The sequence below is a fragment of the Pseudomonas sp. BBP2017 genome (assembly GCF_003024385.1).
Taxonomy (GTDB): domain Bacteria; phylum Pseudomonadota; class Gammaproteobacteria; order Pseudomonadales; family Pseudomonadaceae; genus Aquipseudomonas.
Window position 1 is genome coordinate 169,335 of the sequence record NZ_PVZN01000009.1, and the last position, 15,785, is coordinate 185,119.

General features: G+C 61.5%; 19 protein-coding genes. 3 read left to right on the forward strand and 16 right to left on the reverse strand.

What is annotated here, in order from left to right:
* Positions 1-60: 60 nt before the first annotated feature.
* The 9 genes from C6382_RS13640 to ubiE all read right to left on the reverse strand — a co-directional run bounded on the left by C6382_RS13640 (position 61) and on the right by ubiE (position 6,033).
* Complete coding sequence (locus C6382_RS13640; RefSeq protein WP_107024960.1) at positions 61-768, reverse strand: 16S rRNA (uracil(1498)-N(3))-methyltransferase; 708 nt, start codon at positions 766-768, stop codon at positions 61-63.
* On the reverse strand, positions 765-1,556 hold the full coding sequence (tatC, locus tag C6382_RS13645) for a twin-arginine translocase subunit TatC (protein WP_038615432.1): 792 nt from the start codon (positions 1,554-1,556) through the stop codon (positions 765-767). The genes C6382_RS13640 and tatC overlap by 4 nt, the downstream gene beginning before the upstream one ends.
* Entirely contained in the window at positions 1,553-1,933 is a 381-nt protein-coding gene (tatB, locus tag C6382_RS13650; RefSeq protein WP_107024961.1) for a Sec-independent protein translocase protein TatB, read from the reverse strand. The genes tatC and tatB overlap by 4 nt, the downstream gene beginning before the upstream one ends.
* Positions 1,934-1,936: 3 nt before the next feature.
* The gene (locus C6382_RS13655) at positions 1,937-2,206 is read right to left on the reverse strand and encodes a twin-arginine translocase TatA/TatE family subunit (protein WP_038615428.1); all 270 of its coding nucleotides are present in this window, start codon (positions 2,204-2,206) and stop codon (positions 1,937-1,939) included.
* 25 nt (positions 2,207-2,231) lie between these two features.
* Entirely contained in the window at positions 2,232-2,567 is a 336-nt protein-coding gene (locus C6382_RS13660) for a phosphoribosyl-ATP diphosphatase (RefSeq protein ID WP_107024962.1), read from the reverse strand.
* A 1-nt stretch (position 2,568) separates the two neighbouring features.
* Entirely contained in the window at positions 2,569-2,961 is a 393-nt protein-coding gene (hisI, locus tag C6382_RS13665; protein ID WP_107024963.1) for a phosphoribosyl-AMP cyclohydrolase, read from the reverse strand.
* Positions 2,962-3,035: 74 nt separating this feature from the next.
* Positions 3,036-4,643 (reverse strand): ubiquinone biosynthesis regulatory protein kinase UbiB, encoded by a 1,608-nt coding sequence (gene ubiB / locus C6382_RS13670; protein WP_107024964.1) that lies wholly within the window; start codon positions 4,641-4,643, stop codon positions 3,036-3,038.
* Positions 4,640-5,263, reverse strand: coding sequence for an SCP2 domain-containing protein (locus C6382_RS13675; RefSeq protein ID WP_107024965.1), 624 nt, complete (start codon positions 5,261-5,263; stop codon positions 4,640-4,642). The genes ubiB and C6382_RS13675 overlap by 4 nt, the downstream gene beginning before the upstream one ends.
* Positions 5,263-6,033: a bifunctional demethylmenaquinone methyltransferase/2-methoxy-6-polyprenyl-1,4-benzoquinol methylase UbiE gene (gene ubiE / locus C6382_RS13680; RefSeq protein WP_107024966.1), complete on the reverse strand. Its 771-nt coding sequence runs from the start codon at positions 6,031-6,033 to the stop codon at positions 5,263-5,265. The genes C6382_RS13675 and ubiE overlap by 1 nt, the downstream gene beginning before the upstream one ends.
* A gap of 124 nt (positions 6,034-6,157) precedes the next feature.
* On the opposite strand from ubiE, the gene C6382_RS13685 reads away from it, so the two are divergent.
* The 3 genes from C6382_RS13685 (at position 6,158) to C6382_RS13695 (ending at position 7,755) form a co-directional block, all read left to right on the forward strand.
* Entirely contained in the window at positions 6,158-6,433 is a 276-nt protein-coding gene (locus C6382_RS13685) for a polyhydroxyalkanoic acid system family protein (protein ID WP_107024967.1), read from the forward strand.
* A 181-nt stretch (positions 6,434-6,614) separates the two neighbouring features.
* Positions 6,615-7,034 (forward strand): phasin family protein, encoded by a 420-nt coding sequence (locus C6382_RS13690; RefSeq protein ID WP_107024968.1) that lies wholly within the window; start codon positions 6,615-6,617, stop codon positions 7,032-7,034.
* A 10-nt stretch (positions 7,035-7,044) separates the two neighbouring features.
* Entirely contained in the window at positions 7,045-7,755 is a 711-nt protein-coding gene (locus C6382_RS13695; protein ID WP_107024969.1) for a phasin family protein, read from the forward strand.
* A 74-nt stretch (positions 7,756-7,829) separates the two neighbouring features.
* Here C6382_RS13695 and C6382_RS13700 read toward each other — a convergent pair whose 3' ends face one another.
* From C6382_RS13700 to hslV, 7 genes are all read right to left on the reverse strand, one after another.
* Positions 7,830-8,444, reverse strand: a complete 615-nt coding sequence (locus C6382_RS13700; protein ID WP_107024970.1) for a TetR/AcrR family transcriptional regulator — start codon at positions 8,442-8,444, stop codon at positions 7,830-7,832.
* A 13-nt stretch (positions 8,445-8,457) separates the two neighbouring features.
* Positions 8,458-10,140 (reverse strand): class II poly(R)-hydroxyalkanoic acid synthase, encoded by a 1,683-nt coding sequence (gene phaC, locus C6382_RS13705; protein ID WP_107024971.1) that lies wholly within the window; start codon positions 10,138-10,140, stop codon positions 8,458-8,460.
* Positions 10,141-10,213: 73 nt separating this feature from the next.
* On the reverse strand, positions 10,214-11,062 hold the full coding sequence (phaZ, locus tag C6382_RS13710) for a poly(3-hydroxyalkanoate) depolymerase (RefSeq protein ID WP_107024972.1): 849 nt from the start codon (positions 11,060-11,062) through the stop codon (positions 10,214-10,216).
* Between the two features lie 62 nt (positions 11,063-11,124).
* A complete protein-coding gene (phaC, locus tag C6382_RS13715) occupies positions 11,125-12,804 on the reverse strand; it encodes a class II poly(R)-hydroxyalkanoic acid synthase (protein WP_107024973.1) in 1,680 nt (559 codons plus the stop codon).
* Positions 12,805-13,151: 347 nt separating this feature from the next.
* Positions 13,152-13,529 carry a gamma-butyrobetaine hydroxylase-like domain-containing protein gene (locus C6382_RS13720; RefSeq protein ID WP_107024974.1) on the reverse strand — a complete coding sequence of 126 codons (378 nt, stop codon included), beginning with the start codon at positions 13,527-13,529 and terminating at the stop codon, positions 13,152-13,154.
* A 44-nt stretch (positions 13,530-13,573) separates the two neighbouring features.
* Positions 13,574-14,911, reverse strand: coding sequence for an ATP-dependent protease ATPase subunit HslU (hslU, locus tag C6382_RS13725; protein WP_107024975.1), 1,338 nt, complete (start codon positions 14,909-14,911; stop codon positions 13,574-13,576).
* A 77-nt stretch (positions 14,912-14,988) separates the two neighbouring features.
* On the reverse strand, positions 14,989-15,519 hold the full coding sequence (gene hslV / locus C6382_RS13730) for an ATP-dependent protease subunit HslV (protein ID WP_107024976.1): 531 nt from the start codon (positions 15,517-15,519) through the stop codon (positions 14,989-14,991).
* Between the last annotated feature and the right edge of the window lie 266 nt (positions 15,520-15,785).

Sequence of the window (15,785 nt, forward strand, 5' to 3'; positions counted from 1 at the left end):
GGCAGGGGTGATTTTCTTGTTCTCGTGCCAATCCATCGGCCTTGCGCCGCAAAGCTGAAGTCAGAAAAGTCGGGCGAGCAAGGCAGTGACCGCTGTCTCCACGCGCAGGATGCGCTCGCCAAGCTGCACCGGGGCCAGCCCGGCCTTGCCCAGCAGGTCTATTTCGTAGGGAATCCAGCCGCCTTCGGGGCCGATGGCCAGGGTCACCGGCTCGTCCAGGCCACGCGGGCAGGGCGGGAACGGCCCGGGATGGCCGACCAGGCCGAGGGTGCCTTGGGCAATGGCTGGCAGGCGATCCTCGACGAAAGGCTTGAAGCGTTTCTCGATGATGACCTCGGGGAGGATTGTGTCGCGGGTTTGTTCCAGGCCCAGGATCAGTTGCTCACGGATGGCCTCGGGTTCGAGGAAGGGGGTCTGCCAGAAGCTTTTCTCGACCCGGTAGCTGTTGACCAGAATCAGCTTTGGCACACCCATGGTGGCGACGGTCTGGAACACCCGGCGCAGCATTTTCGGGCGCGGTAGGGCCAGCACCAGGGTCAGCGGCAACTTGGCCGGTGGTTCACGCTCGAAACTGACCGACAACTCGGCCTCGTGGCCTTCCAGACGCAGTACCCGGGCTTCGCCCATCAGCCCGCCAATGCGCCCGACGCGCAGGCTGTCGCCTACCGCTACCCGGTGGATCTCCTGCATATGGGTAAAGCGCCGGTCAGCCAGAATGACGCGATCGGCCGCGATGAAGTCGGCTTCTTCGAGGAGCAGCAGGTTCACGGTTGAGTCGCTGGCGGCTGGTCGTTGTGGTCGTCGGCGGCGTCATCATGATGTTCGCTGCGTTTGCGGATCAGTCCGCCAAACAGCACGCCGATCTCGAACAGCAGCCACATCGGCACGGCCAATAAGGTCTGCGAGAAAATGTCCGGCGGCGTGAGGATCATGCCGACCACAAAGCAGCCGATGATCACGTAAGGGCGGATCTTTTTCAGGTACTTCACATCGACCACGCCGATCCACACCAGCAGGACCACGGCCACCGGGATCTCGAAGGCCACGCCGAAGGCGAAGAACAGGGTCATGACGAAATCGAGGTAGCTGGCAATGTCGGTCATCATCGACACCCCTTCCGGAGTGGCACTGGCAAAGAAACCGAAGATCAGCGGGAACACCAGGAAGTAGGCAAAGGCCATCCCGGCGTAGAACAGGATGATGCTGGAGATCAGCAGCGGGATCGCGATGCGCTTTTCATGACGATACAGGCCTGGCGCGATGAAGCCCCAGATCTGCTGGAGGATCAGCGGAATGGCCAGGAACAGCGAAACGATCATGGTCAGCTTGAACGGCGTCAGAAACGGCGAGGCCACATCGGTGGCGATCATCGTCGCGTTGGCCGGCAGGTGCTCACGCAACGGGGCCGAGACCAAGGTATAGATCTGCTGCGCGAAGGAAAACAGCCCGGCGAAGATCAGGAAGATGGCCGCGACGCAACGCAGCAGGCGCGTACGCAGCTCGGTGAGGTGCGAAACCAGCGGCATCGGCTGGTCGTTTTCCGGAATATCGCTCATGGGGCTCGCGGTGGCTGTGTCGGTTCGGTGGTTGCGTTGGCGACCGGCTTGGCTTCGACTGTGGCTGTGCTCGGTGCTGCTGCGGCTTCGCTGCTGGCAACCGGGGTCGCAGGTGGCTCAGGCGTCACGCTCTGCGGGTTGAGGATCTTGCGTGCTTCCTGCTCCATGGCGAGGATGTGCTCGTTGTGCAGCTGACGGCGGATGTCATCGGCGCCAATCTCGCGCTCGACTTCCTGCTTGATCGCATTGAAGCTGCGCTTGAGGCGGCCGATCCACAACCCGGCCGTACGCGCGGCGCCCGGCAAACGCTCAGGGCCGAGCACCAGCAGGGCCACCAGGCCCACGAGCAGCAGTTCGCTGAAGCTGATCCCGAACATTGATCAATCTTTCCTGATCGGCTCTTCGACCTTGTGCGCCTGGCCGTCGATGGTCTGCGGCTGGTTCAGTGGCGAAGCGGCCTGTGGCTGTACGGGTTGCACCGGAGGTGGTGTCTGCTCTTCAGGCTTGGACTCTTCTTCGTTCATGGCCTTCTTGAAGCCCTTGATCGATTCGCCCAGGTCGCTGCCGAAGTTCTTCAGCTTTTTGGTACCGAATACCAGTACCACGACCACCAGCAAAACGATCCAGTGTTTCCAGTCAAAAATACCCATGGTGCAATCCCTCGAAATAATTCAGTTAGGCCGACGGCTGACGCGCTGCTTTCTCGGCGTGCCCGGACAGGCCGAAACGGCGGTCCAGCTCATCCAGCACCGCCTGTGGGTGCTGGCCCAGTTGGACGAGCATGACCAGGCTATGGAACCACAGATCGGCGGTCTCGTAGATGACATCGCTGTAATCTCCGCTGTGGGCGGCATCCTTGGCAGCAATGATGGTCTCGATCGACTCTTCGCCGAGCTTTTCCAGGATTTTGTTCAGGCCCTTATGGTAAAGACTGGCCACGTAGGAACTGTCAGGTTCGGCGCCTTTGCGCGCTTCCAGCACTTCGGCCAGGCGGGTCAGGGTGTCGCTCATGTCAGTGTCCTGCGTTGTAGATGGCGTGGGGGTCTTTGAGGACGGGATCGACGGTCTTCCACTCTGCGTTTTCGTAAACACGGTAGAAGCAGCTTTCGCGGCCAGTATGGCAGGCGATATGTCCCAATTGCTCGACCATCAGAATGATCACGTCGGCGTCGCAGTCCAGGCGCATTTCATGCAGTTTTTGCACGTGCCCGGATTCTTCGCCCTTGCGCCACAGTTTGCCACGTGAGCGTGACCAATAGATGGCCCGCTGCTCAGCGGCGGTCAGGGCCAGCGACTCGCGATTCATCCAGGCCATCATCAGCACGCGCCCGGTTTTGTGGTCCTGGGCGATAGCCGGTACCAGGCCATCGCTGTTCCAGTTGATCTCGTCCAGCCAGTCTTTCATGTACGACTCCAAAACTAGAGGCCCGATCCTCTGCCGGCCCCTTGCGCTAGTGTGCCAGTCAGCGGCCCGGCTGGCTATCGACGCACGATCAGGTACAGGCCGGCCGCAAGCATCAGCCAGGCCGGCCAGGCTGCCGGGGCACTGAGGCTGACGGCACCGGCGGCGAGCGTCGCGCCACCGCCGAGCAAGCCGGCACCGAGCAAGCGCAAGGCCCAGCCATCGCCTTTCTGTTGCCAGGCGCTGGGCGGCTCGGCCAGGTGCGGCTGCGACATGCGTTCGAGCAGGTTGCGGGTCATGTCGGCCAGGTGCGGGATCTGTTCGACCTGGCCGTGCAGGTTCTGCAGCAGAGTCTTGGGGCTGACCCGCTCGCGCATCCAGCGTTCGAGGAACGGCTGGGCGGTGCTCCACAGGTCCAGCTCGGGGTACAGCTGACGGCCCAGGCCTTCGATGTTCAGCAGGGTCTTTTGCAGCAGCACCAGCTGCGGCTGGACTTCCATGTTGAAACGTCGCGCGGTCTGGAACAGGCGCATCAGCACCTGGCCGAAGGAAATATCTTTTAACGGTTTTTCGAAGATCGGCTCGCAAACGGTGCGGATCGCCGCCTCGAACTCGTTGAGTTTGGTATGCGCCGGCACCCAGCCGGAATCGATGTGCAACTGGGCGACGCGGCGGTAGTCGCGTTTGAAGAAGGCAAACAGGTTGCGTGCCAGGTAATCCTGGTCTTCAGGCGTCAGGCTGCCGACGATGCCGCAATCGATGGCAATGTACTGCGGGCTCCACGGCTTGACGGTGCTGACGAAGATGTTGCCCGGGTGCATGTCGGCATGGAAGAAACTGTCACGGAACACCTGGGTGAAGAAAATCTCCACGCCGCGTTCGGCGAGCATTTTCATGTCGGTGCGCTGGTCGGCCAGGGTTGCCAGGTCGGTGACCTGGATGCCGTAGATACGCTCCATCACCAGTACCTTGGGGCGGCACCAGTCCCAGTACACCTGGGGCACGTACATCATCTCCGAACCTTCGAAGTTACGCTTGAGCTGGCTGGCGTTGGCCGCCTCGCGCAGCAAGTCGAGCTCGTCGTAGATGGTTTTTTCGTAATCGTTGACCACTTCCACCGGGTGCAACAAGCGAGCGTCGGCGGACACCCGTTCGGCGCCGCGGGCGATCAGGAACAACCAGGCCAGGTCCTGGGCGATGACCGGCTTGAGGCCTGGGCGCACGACCTTGACCACGACCTCTTCGCCGCTCTTGAGCTTGGCCGCATGGACTTGAGCCACCGAGGCCGAGGCCAGCGGTTCGACGTCAAAGCGGCTGAACACTTCAATGATCTTCGCGCCGAGCTGTTCTTCGATCAGGGCGATGGCCTGCTGTGGATCGAACGGCGGTACCCGGTCCTGGAGGAGCATCAGCTCGTCGGCGATGTCTTCGGGGAGCAGGTCGCGACGGGTCGACAGCAACTGGCCGAACTTGATGAAGATCGGCCCCAGGTCTTGCAGGGCCAGGCGCAGGCGCGCGCCGCGACTGAGCTCCAGGGGCTTGCGTGGCAGCCAGCGCCAGGGCATCAGATGCTGCAGGGCCATCAGCCACCAGGGCAGCGGCAGTTCGAACAGCAGGTCATCGAGGCGGTAGCGGATAACCACGCGCTGGATACGAAACAGACGGCGGACGGCAAGCAGCTTCATGCGTTATCGCTGGTATCAAGGGATCGGGCAAGGCGCTCAATGCGCGCCTCGAGGCGTTCGATGTCGACTTTGAGCGTGTCGAGTTCGCTGAAGCGGGCTTCGGCTTCATGCTGGCCAACCAGGGTGCGGGCTTCTTCGGCCAGGTACTCGGAGAGGTTCTGGTTGAGATTGGCCAGGCCTTGGCGGGTCCAGCTGGCGCGGCTGCGCAGGTGGCCGCTGACCAGTTGCGTGGCCACTGGACCAAGCCAGCGCGAGACTTCGTATTCCCAGTCCAGCTCCAGGTCCTGAAGCACCGCGACCAGGTCCAGAAGCACAGCGCTATCGCCTTCGAGCTCGACCTGCGGGCTGTGCAGTACCGCGCTCTTGTCCTGGCTCAGGGCCAGGCGCATCAGGCTGCTGGCCGGGGCGCGAAGGGTGCAGTCGGCCTCATTGGCCCAGTGCGCGGCGAGCATCAGGCCTTCGTCGCTGGGCAGAATGAACAGTTGCAGTGCCGGCTGGCGGCAGTCGATGGCAATCACCTTGCCATCGAGCGGGCGCAAGCGCGGCAGCGCTGTGCTGTCCAGGCGCAGGACACGGTTCAGGCCATGTTCGACGCTGGCAAGAAGGCCGGCCAGGAGCATCAGGGTTTGATACCCCGGTGCAGGGCAACGATGCCGCTGGTCATGTTGTGGTAGGTGACGCGGTCGAAACCGGCCTCGACCATCATCGCCTTGAGGGTTTCCTGGTCAGGGTGCATGCGAATAGACTCGGCCAGGTAGCGGTAGCTTTCCGAGTCGTTGGTGATCAGCTTGCCAGCCAGCGGCATGAAGGCGAACGAATAGGCATCGTAGACCTTGGACATCAGCTTGCTGGTCGGCTTGGAGAATTCCAGTACCAGCAGACGGCCGCCCGGCTTGAGCACCCGCAGCATCGAGCGGATGGCGTCTTCCTTGTGGGTCACGTTGCGCAGGCCGAAGGCGATGGTCACGCAATCGAAGTGGTTGTCCGGGAATGGCAGCTTTTCAGCATCGGCCTGGACGAATTCGATGTTGCCGGCCACACCGCGATCGAGCAGGCGGTCACGACCGACCTTGAGCATCGACTCGTTGATGTCGGCCAGCACTACCTGGCCGGTTGGGCCGACCAGTTGCGAGAACTTGGCGGCCAGGTCACCGGTACCACCGGCGATGTCCAGGACCCGGTTGCCGCTACGCACACCGGACAGCTCGATAGTGAAGCGCTTCCACAGGCGGTGCATGCCGCCGGAAAGCACATCGTTCATCAAGTCGTACTTGGCCGCCACCGAATGGAAAACCTCAGCGACTTTCTCTGCTTTCTGGCTTTCCGGCACGTTCTGGTAGCCGAAATGGGTGGTGGGTTCGGCGTGGTCGCCTTTGCGCTGATCGTTCATATCGCTTCACCGGAAAAAATTACTGGCCATTCTAGGGCGTACGGTCGGATTTGTCTTGGCGGGGTGTGTCGCAGGTCGGGGCGCGGGCATAATAGAGTATGCCTTTGAACTCAGGATTGAATGAATGACCCAGATCAGCGTTGAGCGCAAACACAGCCTGGGCCGCGAAGCGGCTCGGGAAAAGGCCCAGACCCTGGTCGACAAGCTGGCTCGCGAGTACGACCTCAGTGCCCGCTGGAATGGCGACCGGGTCGAGGTCAAGCGCAGCGGCGCCAGTGGCAGTGTGCAGATAGGCGAAGACACCATCAGGGTCGAGTTGAAGCTGGGCATGATGCTGTCGATGATGAGTGCGACCATCAAGAGCGAGATCGAGCGGGCGTTGGACAAAGCCCTGGTGTGAAACCCTGTCCCGGGGCAAGCCCGCTCCCACCGGGATTGTGAATGCCGGTGGGAGCGGGCTTGCCCCGCGATGCTTTTTTCCTGCCTTAGGGTGAGAATTCTAATTTTTCTCCCTACCGTATGCTCAAGCCCAGCTTCCATGGGCAGTTCCTCCATATCTTTTCGAGCGTGAGGTGCAGAGCATGGCCAAAGTGACCCTGAAGAAAAAAGACGACACCCAGCACACGCTGGGTGAGGTGCGCGGCTACGCGCGCAAGATTTGGCTGGCAGGTCTGGGCGCGTATGCCCGGGTCGGTCAGGAAGGTGCCGACTACCTGAAAGAGCTGGTCAAGGCCGGCGAAACCGTCGAGAAACGCGGTAAGAAACGCATCGACCATGAGCTTGATGCCGCCAACAGCCAGATCGATTCGGTCAAAGGCGAGATCACCAGCGTCAAGGGCAAGGTCGAAGTTCAACTCGATAAAATCGAAAAGGCTTTCGACACACGGGTTGCCAGCGCCTTGAATCGCATCGGCATTCCGTCTAAACATGACGTGGAGGCACTCTCTGCCAAGCTCGATGAGCTGACGGCATTGCTTGAACGTGTCGCACGTAAACAATAAGGAGAGCGGGATGGCTGGCAAGAAGAATAGCGAAAAAGAGAGCAGCTCCTGGGTCGGGGGGATCGAGAAGTATTCCCGCAAGATCTGGCTGGCTGGGCTGGGTATCTACTCCAAGATCGACCAGGACGGCAACAAGCTGTTCGAGTCTCTGGTCAAGGATGGTGAGAAGGCTGAAAAGCAGGCCAAGAGTTCCGTAGACGCGGCCAAGGCTTCGGCCAAGTCGGCCACCTCGCGGGTGGGTGATGTCAAAGACCGTGCACTGGGCAAATGGAGCGAGCTCGAAGAGGCTTTCGACAAGCGTCTGAACAGTGCCATTTCGCGCCTGGGCGTTCCGAGCCGCAATGAAGTCAAGGCGTTGCATCAGCAGGTCGACACCTTGACCAAGCAGATCGAGAAACTGACCGGTGCTTCGGTCAAGCCGGCCTCGAGCAAGCCGGCAGCGGCCAAGACCGCAGCCAAACCACTGGCCAAGGCTGCTGCCAAACCTGCAGCCAAACCGGCGGCAGCGAAAACCGCAGCGGCCAAACCTGCTGCCAAAGCAGCAGCCAAGCCTGCAGCGGCGAAGAAACCTGCGGTGAAAAAAGCACCGGCCAAGCCTGCTGCCAAAGCAGCAGCCCCGGCGGCCAGTGCAGCACCGGCACCCAGCGCTGCACCCGTAGTAACTGCAGCACCGATCGCGCCAGCACCATCGGCGCCTGTAAGCCCGATCAGCCAGTCCTGATTCGGGCCTAATCGCGGGGCAAGCCCGCTCCCACCGTAGTAGTCGGTGGGCGCGGGCTTGCCCCGCGATGCTTTTCAGCCATCCAGATACCTCAAAGCGATCTGCTCGGCAGCATGCCGTGACCCGGTATCCAGATGCGGCGCCACCAGCATCATCACCTGATACACCACCACCCCGACTTCACCCTCCCGGGCCAGCACGCGCTGGTAGTCGAGGGAGAACAACAGCGTCAGGGTGATCTGCTCCACCAGCTGCCCAAGTGCTCGCGTGTCGCTGACCACCTGGCCCTGCGCCTTGAGACTGGCGAGCAGGGCAGCCAGGGTACGCTTGAGAGCGTTAAGCAGGTTACGCATGCCACGGGCCAGCTTGGGCAGGCGTCCGGTCAGGTTCGACAAGTCCTGGAACAGGAAACGGTACTGGGCCATGCGTTCGACGATCAAGTGCAGGAACAGCCAGTAGTCCTCGGCATCCAGGCGCACCTCCAGAGGCGGGTCGAGCAGCGGGGTCAGTTCGTCTTCGAAGCGCTCGAACAAACCCTGGACCAGCGGCTCCTTGCCGTGGAAGTGGTAGTACAGGTTGCCTGGGCTGATCCCCATCTCATTGGCGATTTCCAGGGTCGAGACATTCGGTTCGCCCTGCTGATTGAACAGCTGCAGGGCACACTCGAGAATTCGGTCGCGGGTTTTCATCCGTTCTACTTGTTCAGCGCGCCTGCACGTAAGAGCCGGGCGCGGGGTCCATGGGAGGGTAGTTCTGGTTGCCCAGAGTCATCAGGGTTTCGCGTTGGGTGCCGGAGCGTGCCTGAATCCATTCCAGCCACTGTGGCCACCAACTGCCGTCGACCTGCTTGGCATCGTAGAACCAGGCCCGGGGGTCACTGCTCAGGCGCGGGTTGTCGACATAATGCGCCTTGGGGTTGCCGGGTGGGTTGAGAATGCTTTGCACATGGCCGCTGTTGGCCAGGATGAAGCGCTTGTCGCCACCCAGCAGCAAGGTCGAGCGGTAGACCGCATCCCAAGGGGTTATGTGGTCGTTGTTGCCGGCCACGCTGAAGCTGTCGACGTTGACTTTCTGCAGGTCGATCGGAGTACCGCAGACCTCAAGGCCGGCGGCATGAGTCAGCGGGTTGTGCTTGAAGAAGTCCAGCAGGTCGCCGTGCAGCGCGGCCGGCAGGCGGGTGTTGTCGTTGTTCCAGTAGAGAATGTCGAAGGCCGGTGGCGCCTTGCCGAGCAGGTAGTTGTTGACGAAGTAGTTCCAGATCAGGTCGTTGGGGCGCATCCAGGCGAATACCTTGGCGATCTCCCGGCCATCGAGCACGCCCCGCTGGTAGGAGCGGCGCTTGGCCGCTTCCAGGGTCTGTTCGTCGGCGAACAGGCTGGCGGGACTGTCGATCTGACTGTCGAGCAGGCTGACCAGGTAGGTGGCACTGCTGACCCTGCGCAATTGTCGCTTGGCCTGCAGGTGGCCTTGCAGGGCGGCCATGGTCAGGCCCCCGGCGCAGGCGCCCATCAGGTTGACCTCGCGGCTGCCGGTGATGGCCCGGCAGACACTCATGGCTTCTTCCAGGGCCTCGACGTAGCTCGACAAGCCCCATTCGCGATGGCGCGGGTCGGGGTTGCGCCAGCTGATCATGAAGGTCTGCAGGCCATTCTTGAGCATGTACTGCACGAAGCTGTTGGCCGGGCTCAAGTCGAAAATGTAGAACTTGTTGATCTGCGGCGGTACCACCAGCACTGGCCGGGCGTATTGTTTTTCGCTCATCGGTTTGTACTGGATCAGCTCCAGCAGCTCGCTGCGAAACACCACCGCGCCGGGGGTGGTGGCCAGGTTACGACCGACCTCGAACGCATGGGGGTTAACCTGGCGCGGTAAGCCATCGTTGTGGCGCAGGTCATCGACCAAGTGATTCAAACCCCGTACCAGGCTCAGGCCGCCTGAGTTGAACAGCTCTTTGACCGCAGCGGGATTGAGCAACGAGTTGCTCGGCGACATCGCATCGTTGAGCAAGGCAAACAGGAAGTGTGCGCGGACACGGTCATCGGGCTCCAGCTGGCTTTCATCGATCCACTGGCGGGTCTGTTTCTGCCAGGCGAGATAAGCCTGTAGCCCACGGCTGTAAAAGGGATTGAGATTCCAGGCCGGGTCCTTGAAGCGATTGTCGCGCGGGTTGGGCTGGTGCGGTGTGTCGCCGAGCAGCACGCGTCCCAACTGGTTGCCCAGGGCGAGCATGTGCTTGGCCGTGTGCAGCGGGTGGCGCAGGCTGTGGCGGCTGACATTGCGCAACGTGGACAGCAGGTCGCGGCCACGCAGGCCGGTGATCGCACTCTGCGCATTCATATACGAGGCGGGGACCGGTACCGACCCCTTCGCGGGCTTGTCTTTCATCAGGCAACACTCCGTCGTCAGGCCATCTACAAACAGATCAATGCAAGAGCGACACCAACCTCATGTCAGCGTCTTAACTGGGGGCGGGGCGCGGGTGCATGACGGCGCGTTGGCGCTCTTGCTCAAGAAACTTCATGATGATCGGGGCTACGGCTTCGGCCCGGGTGATCAGGAACAAGTGACCGTCGTCGATTATGTGTAGCTGGGCATTGGGAATACGCCAGGCCAGCAGACGCATATTGATCAGTGGAATCAACGGGTCATCGTCACCGGCCAGCACCAGGGTCGGCTGCTGGATCTTGTGCAGCCAGTGGATGCTGGTCCAGCCGAGCCCGGCGAACAGTTGCCAGTAGTAACCGAGCTTGCCTGAGGAGCGCACCTTGGCGGCATGCGCCATGGCCAGGTCCGGGTCGCGGCGAAAAGCCCCGCCATAGATTTGCGGCGCGATGCGAATGACATGCGACGGCTGTATGTAACGCCTGGGGCTTGCCATCAGCATCAGCACCTTGGGCTTGCCCGGCACCATGACCGCGCCAGCCGCAGTAGCCGCCAGCACCAGCTTCTTGCAGCGCTCGGGATAGTCATGGGCGAATTGCTGGGCTAGTGCCCCGCCCCAGGACACGCCAATGGCATTGACTTGTCCATAGTCGAGGTAATCGAGCATGCGCGCGGTGAGCTTGGCCAGCCCGGGGAAACGATAGGGCTGCCTGGGCGTTGATGAGCCCCCGACACCGGGCACGTCGAAAGCGATGACCTCCAGGTCCGGGTCCAGGGCCTGGATGAACGGGAATACCAGCTCCAGGTTGGCACCGATGCCGTTGAAAATCAGCAAGGGCGTCAAGTGCGGCTTGCCGGGGCGAACCGCAGTGCGGATGGACTGGCCATCCAGGTCGACGGTTCTGAAGATATACGGTTGCGGCATGCGCGAAGCCCTGTGGTGGAGAGTTCGCCGCGGCCTGCAACTGGCCGCGGCGGCCGCTGCAATCAACGCTCGTGAACGTAGGTCCCAGGCGATGCCTCGCCAGCGGGATAGCTCTTGTTACCGAGTCGCGTCGGCGCTTTTTTCAGTTCCCCGGAACGTGCCGCGATCCAGGCTTGCCAGTGTAGCCACCAGGAGTCGGTGTGCTTGTGGGCATTCTCTTGCCATTCGCTGGCCAGTGTCGGCAGCTCGCTACCGGTCATGTAGCGTGCCTTGGGATTGCCCGGCGGGTTGAGGATGCTCTGGATATGCCCGCTGTTGGACAGGACGAACTCGACATTGCCACCAAACAGCTGGGCTGAGCGGTAGCAGGACTGCCAGGGGGTGATGTGATCGGTGGTGCCGGCCAGACTGTAGATGTCGGCGGTGACTTTCTTCAGGTCGATCGGTGTGCCGCACACTTCCAGTGCATCGGCACGGGTCAGTGGATTACTTTTGAACATTTCGATCAGGTCGCCATGGAAGGCGGCCGGCAGGCGCGTGGTATCGTTGTTCCAGAACAGAATGTCGAATACCGGCGGCTCGTTGCCGAGCAAGTAGTTGTTGACCCAGTAATTCCAGATCAGGTCGTTGGGGCGCATCCAGGCGAACACCTTGGCCATGTCGCGGCCTTCAAGCACGCCGGCCTGATAAGAGTGGCGCTTGGCGGTTTCCAGGGTCTGTTCGTCGACGAACAGCGCAACCTGGTTGTCGAGGGTGGTATCGAGGACGCTGACCAGCAGGGTCAGGGCATTTACCTTGGTTTCACCCAGCGCGGCGTAATGACCGAGCAGGGCGGTGCAGGTGATACCGCCGGAGCAGGCGCCGAGCATGTTCAGGTCTTTGCTGCCGGTGATCGCCAGGATCACGTCGACGGCTTCCTTGAGCGCATCGATATAGGTCGACAGGCCCCATTCGCGCTGGGCCTTGGTCGGGTTGCGCCAGCTGACGATGAAGGTCTGCAGATTGGAGCGCAGGCAGAAGCGCGCCAGGCTCTTCTCCGGGCTCAAATCGAACACATAGAATTTGTTGATCTGCGGTGGCACCACCAGCAGCGGGCGGGCATGCACTTGTTCGGTGATCGGCTGGTACTGGATCAACTCCAGCACATCGTTGCGAAACACCACCGCGCCTTCGCTGGTGCCCAGGTTCTTGCCGACCTCGAAGGCCTCCATGTTCACCTGGCTGGGCATCCCGCCATTGTGGACCATGTCCTTGGCCAGGTTCGACAGGCCGTCGAGCAGGCTTTTGCCACCGGTTTCAAAGAAGCGTTTGACCGCTGCCGGGTTGGCCGCGCTGTTGGTCGGGGCCATGGCTTCGGTCATCAGGTTGATGACGAAGTGACCGCGACTGATGTCCTGATCCGACAGGTTGCTGGTGTCGATCCAGTCGTGCAGTTCTTTACGCCAGGCCAGGTAAGTCTGCAGGTAGCGGCGATATAGCGGGTTCTGGCTCCATGCCGGATCATTGAAACGACGGTCGTCGCTCTCCGGTTGCAGGGCCGATCTGCCGAAGATCACGTTCTTGAGTTCCAAACCGAAATGCGCGACATGCTTGGCACTGTGCAGCGGCTGGCGGATGGCCTGGCCCAGCACCATTCGCGCAGATGTCAGCAAATCCTTACGGCGCAAGCCGATCACCGGGTTCAGGCCCAGTGTGTTTTCCGAGGCTTGGCGCTGCAGGTCATCGTTGTTCTTGTGACTCATCTACGACGCTCCGTTGTCCTGAGACGAGTACCGGCCTGCTGTGCGCGTTACACAGACGAGTGCCCGGTACTGCTGCTAGGGTGACCAGTGATAACGAACTGCGGTCCTGCGGCCGGATGCAAACGACGATGAGCCCTGCGGGTTTTTCTGCTTGAGAAGACTGCCTGCTTTCGCTCGCGACCTCTGCATACCGGCCAGACCCTGCTTCAAAGCAATGCAGGGAGCTTGCCAGATCCATTGGTTACCCGACTTTCGAGTGTTGCGCAAGACGGCCATTCATTGGCCGCTGAGCAGGCATTCAAGCAAATAGAATTAGAAAATGCGCTCTAAATCCTGAAAGGCCTGAACTAGAGCATCAGCTTGACGATGGACTCGGAGGGGTCGCGCGATTTCCCGGCTTTTTCCAGCTCGGCGAGGTAGTCATCCCAGAGTTCCTGCTGGCGCAGGCACAGTTGCTCCAGGTACTCCCAAGTGAACAGGCCGCTGTCGTGGCCGTCGTCGAAGGTTAGTTTGAGTGCGTACTGGCCGGCAGGTTCCAGCCCGCTCAGGCCGACGCCAAGTTTGCCGTACTGGAGGATCGGATTGCCATGACCCTGGACCTCGGCGGAAGGCGAGTGCACGCGCAGGAATTCGGCGGGCAGGTGGTACACCTCGTCTGGCCCGTAGGTCAGTGTGAGGGTCTTGGAGGCTTTATGCAGGTTGATGCCGGTGGGGAGTCTGGACATGTGGTTCAGGGCCGCAAGCGGCCCTGCCTGTAAGAGAGTGAGGCTTACAGAATATAACGAGAAAGGTCTTCGTTCTGCGCCAATTCGCCGAGGTGGCTGTTGACGTACTCGGCGTCGATACGGATCGGCGCTTCGCTGTGGGCGCTAGCCAGGTCACCGGCGCTGAACGACACCTCTTCGAGCAGGCGCTCGAGCAGAGTGTGCAGGCGACGGGCACCGATGTTCTCGGTTTTCTCGTTGACCTGCCAGGCGATCTCGGCCAGGCGCTTGATGCCTTCGGCGGCGAACTCGATGTGCAGACCTTCGGTTTTCAGCAGCTCGCGGTATTGCTCGGTCAGCGAGGCGTGCGGTTCGCTGAGGATGCGCTCGAAGTCTTCCGGGCTCAGGGCCTTGAGTTCGACGCGGATCGGCAGGCGACCTTGCAGCTCAGGGACCAGGTCGCTCGGTTTGCTCAGGTGGAAAGCGCCGGAGGCGATGAACAGGATGTGGTCGGTCTTGACCATACCCAGCTTGGTGTTCACCGTGCAGCCTTCGATCAGCGGCAGCAGGTCGCGCTGTACGCCTTCGCGCGAGACATCGGCACCGCCGACGTTGCCACGCTTGGCCACTTTGTCGATTTCGTCGATGAACACGATGCCGTGCTGCTCGACCGCTTCCAGGGCCTTGGCCTTGAGCTCGTCTTCGTTGACCAGGCGGCTGGCCTCTTCGTCGCGCACCAGCTTGAGCGCTTCCTTGACCTTGAGCTTGCGGCTCTTGCGCTTGCCCTTGCCCATGTTGGCGAACAGGTTTTGCAGTTGGTTGGTCATCTCTTCCATGCCCGGTGGCGCGGAAATGTCGACGCCCATGGCTTCGGCCACTTCGATCTCGATTTCCTTGTCATCCAGCTGGCCTTCGCGCAGGCGCTTACGGAACAGCTGGCGGGTGTTGGAGTCCTGGGTGTTGACCTGATCTTCATTGAAACCGGTGCGTGCCGGTGGCAGCAGGGCGTCAAGAATACGCTCTTCGGCAGCGTCTTCGGCGCGATGGCCGACCCGGACGATTTCCTGCTCGCGGAGCATCTTGATCGCGGCGTCGGCCAGGTCGCGAATGATCGACTCGACGTCACGGCCAACGTAGCCGACCTCGGTGAACTTGGTCGCTTCGACCTTGATGAACGGGGCGTTGGCCAGTTTGGCCAGGCGCCGGGCGATTTCGGTCTTGCCGACACCGGTCGGGCCGATCATCAGGATGTTCTTCGGCGTGACTTCAACGCGCAGCTCGGCCGGGAGCTGCATGCGCCGCCAGCGGTTGCGCAGAGCGATGGCGACGGCGCGCTTGGCGTCGTCCTGGCCGATGATGTGGCGGTTGAGTTCGTGGACGATCTCGCGGGGGGTCATGGACATGGTTGTGATGGTCCTTGGGCTCGATAAGTCAGCGTGGAAAAGCCCGGCCACCAGGGCCGGGCGCCAGAACAGCTGAGTTACTCGGCCAGGTCCTGCTCCTCGATAGTCAGGTGGTGGTTGGTGAACACACAGATGTCACCGGCGATGTTCAGGGCGGTCTCGGTGATTTCACGGGCCGAGAGGTCGGTCTTTTGCAGTAGGGCGCGGGCGGCGGCCTGGGCGTAGCCGCCACCGGAACCCATGGCGATCAGGCCGTCTTCGGGTTCGACGACGTCACCGTTGCCGGTAATGATCAGCGAAGCGTCCTTGTTGGCAACCGCCAGCATGGCTTCCAGACGGCTCAGGGAACGGTCGGTACGCCATTCCTTGGCCAGCTCGACGGCGGCACGGACCAGATGGCCCTGGTGCTTTTCCAGCTGGCCTTCAAAACGTTCGAACAGGGTGAATGCGTCGGCGGTGGCACCGGCGAAACCGGCGATGACCTGGCCGTGGTACAGGCGGCGGACTTTCTTGGCGTTGCCTTTCATCACGGTGTTGCCGAGAGAAACCTGGCCGTCGCCGCCCATGACGACTTTGCCGTGGCGGCGAACTGAAACGATGGTGGTCAAGGGAGAGTCTCCACGCAGCGGGGCGAAAATGCCTGATGCAGACTCATATGGGGGTGGTGGGAAGGATTTCAACCTTGAAGGATGAGTGGTCAATCTTTATCGCGGGGCAAGCCCGCTCCCACAGGACTATCACCATCCTGGTGGGAGCAACTGTCTTCACCATGCTATTCGTCACCGCCATTCGGTACCGTCGCGTAGCATGGCGTTCAGCCTGATCAGCAGTATCCGCATGCAGGCAATGAGCGCGACTTTCGCGCTCTTGCCTC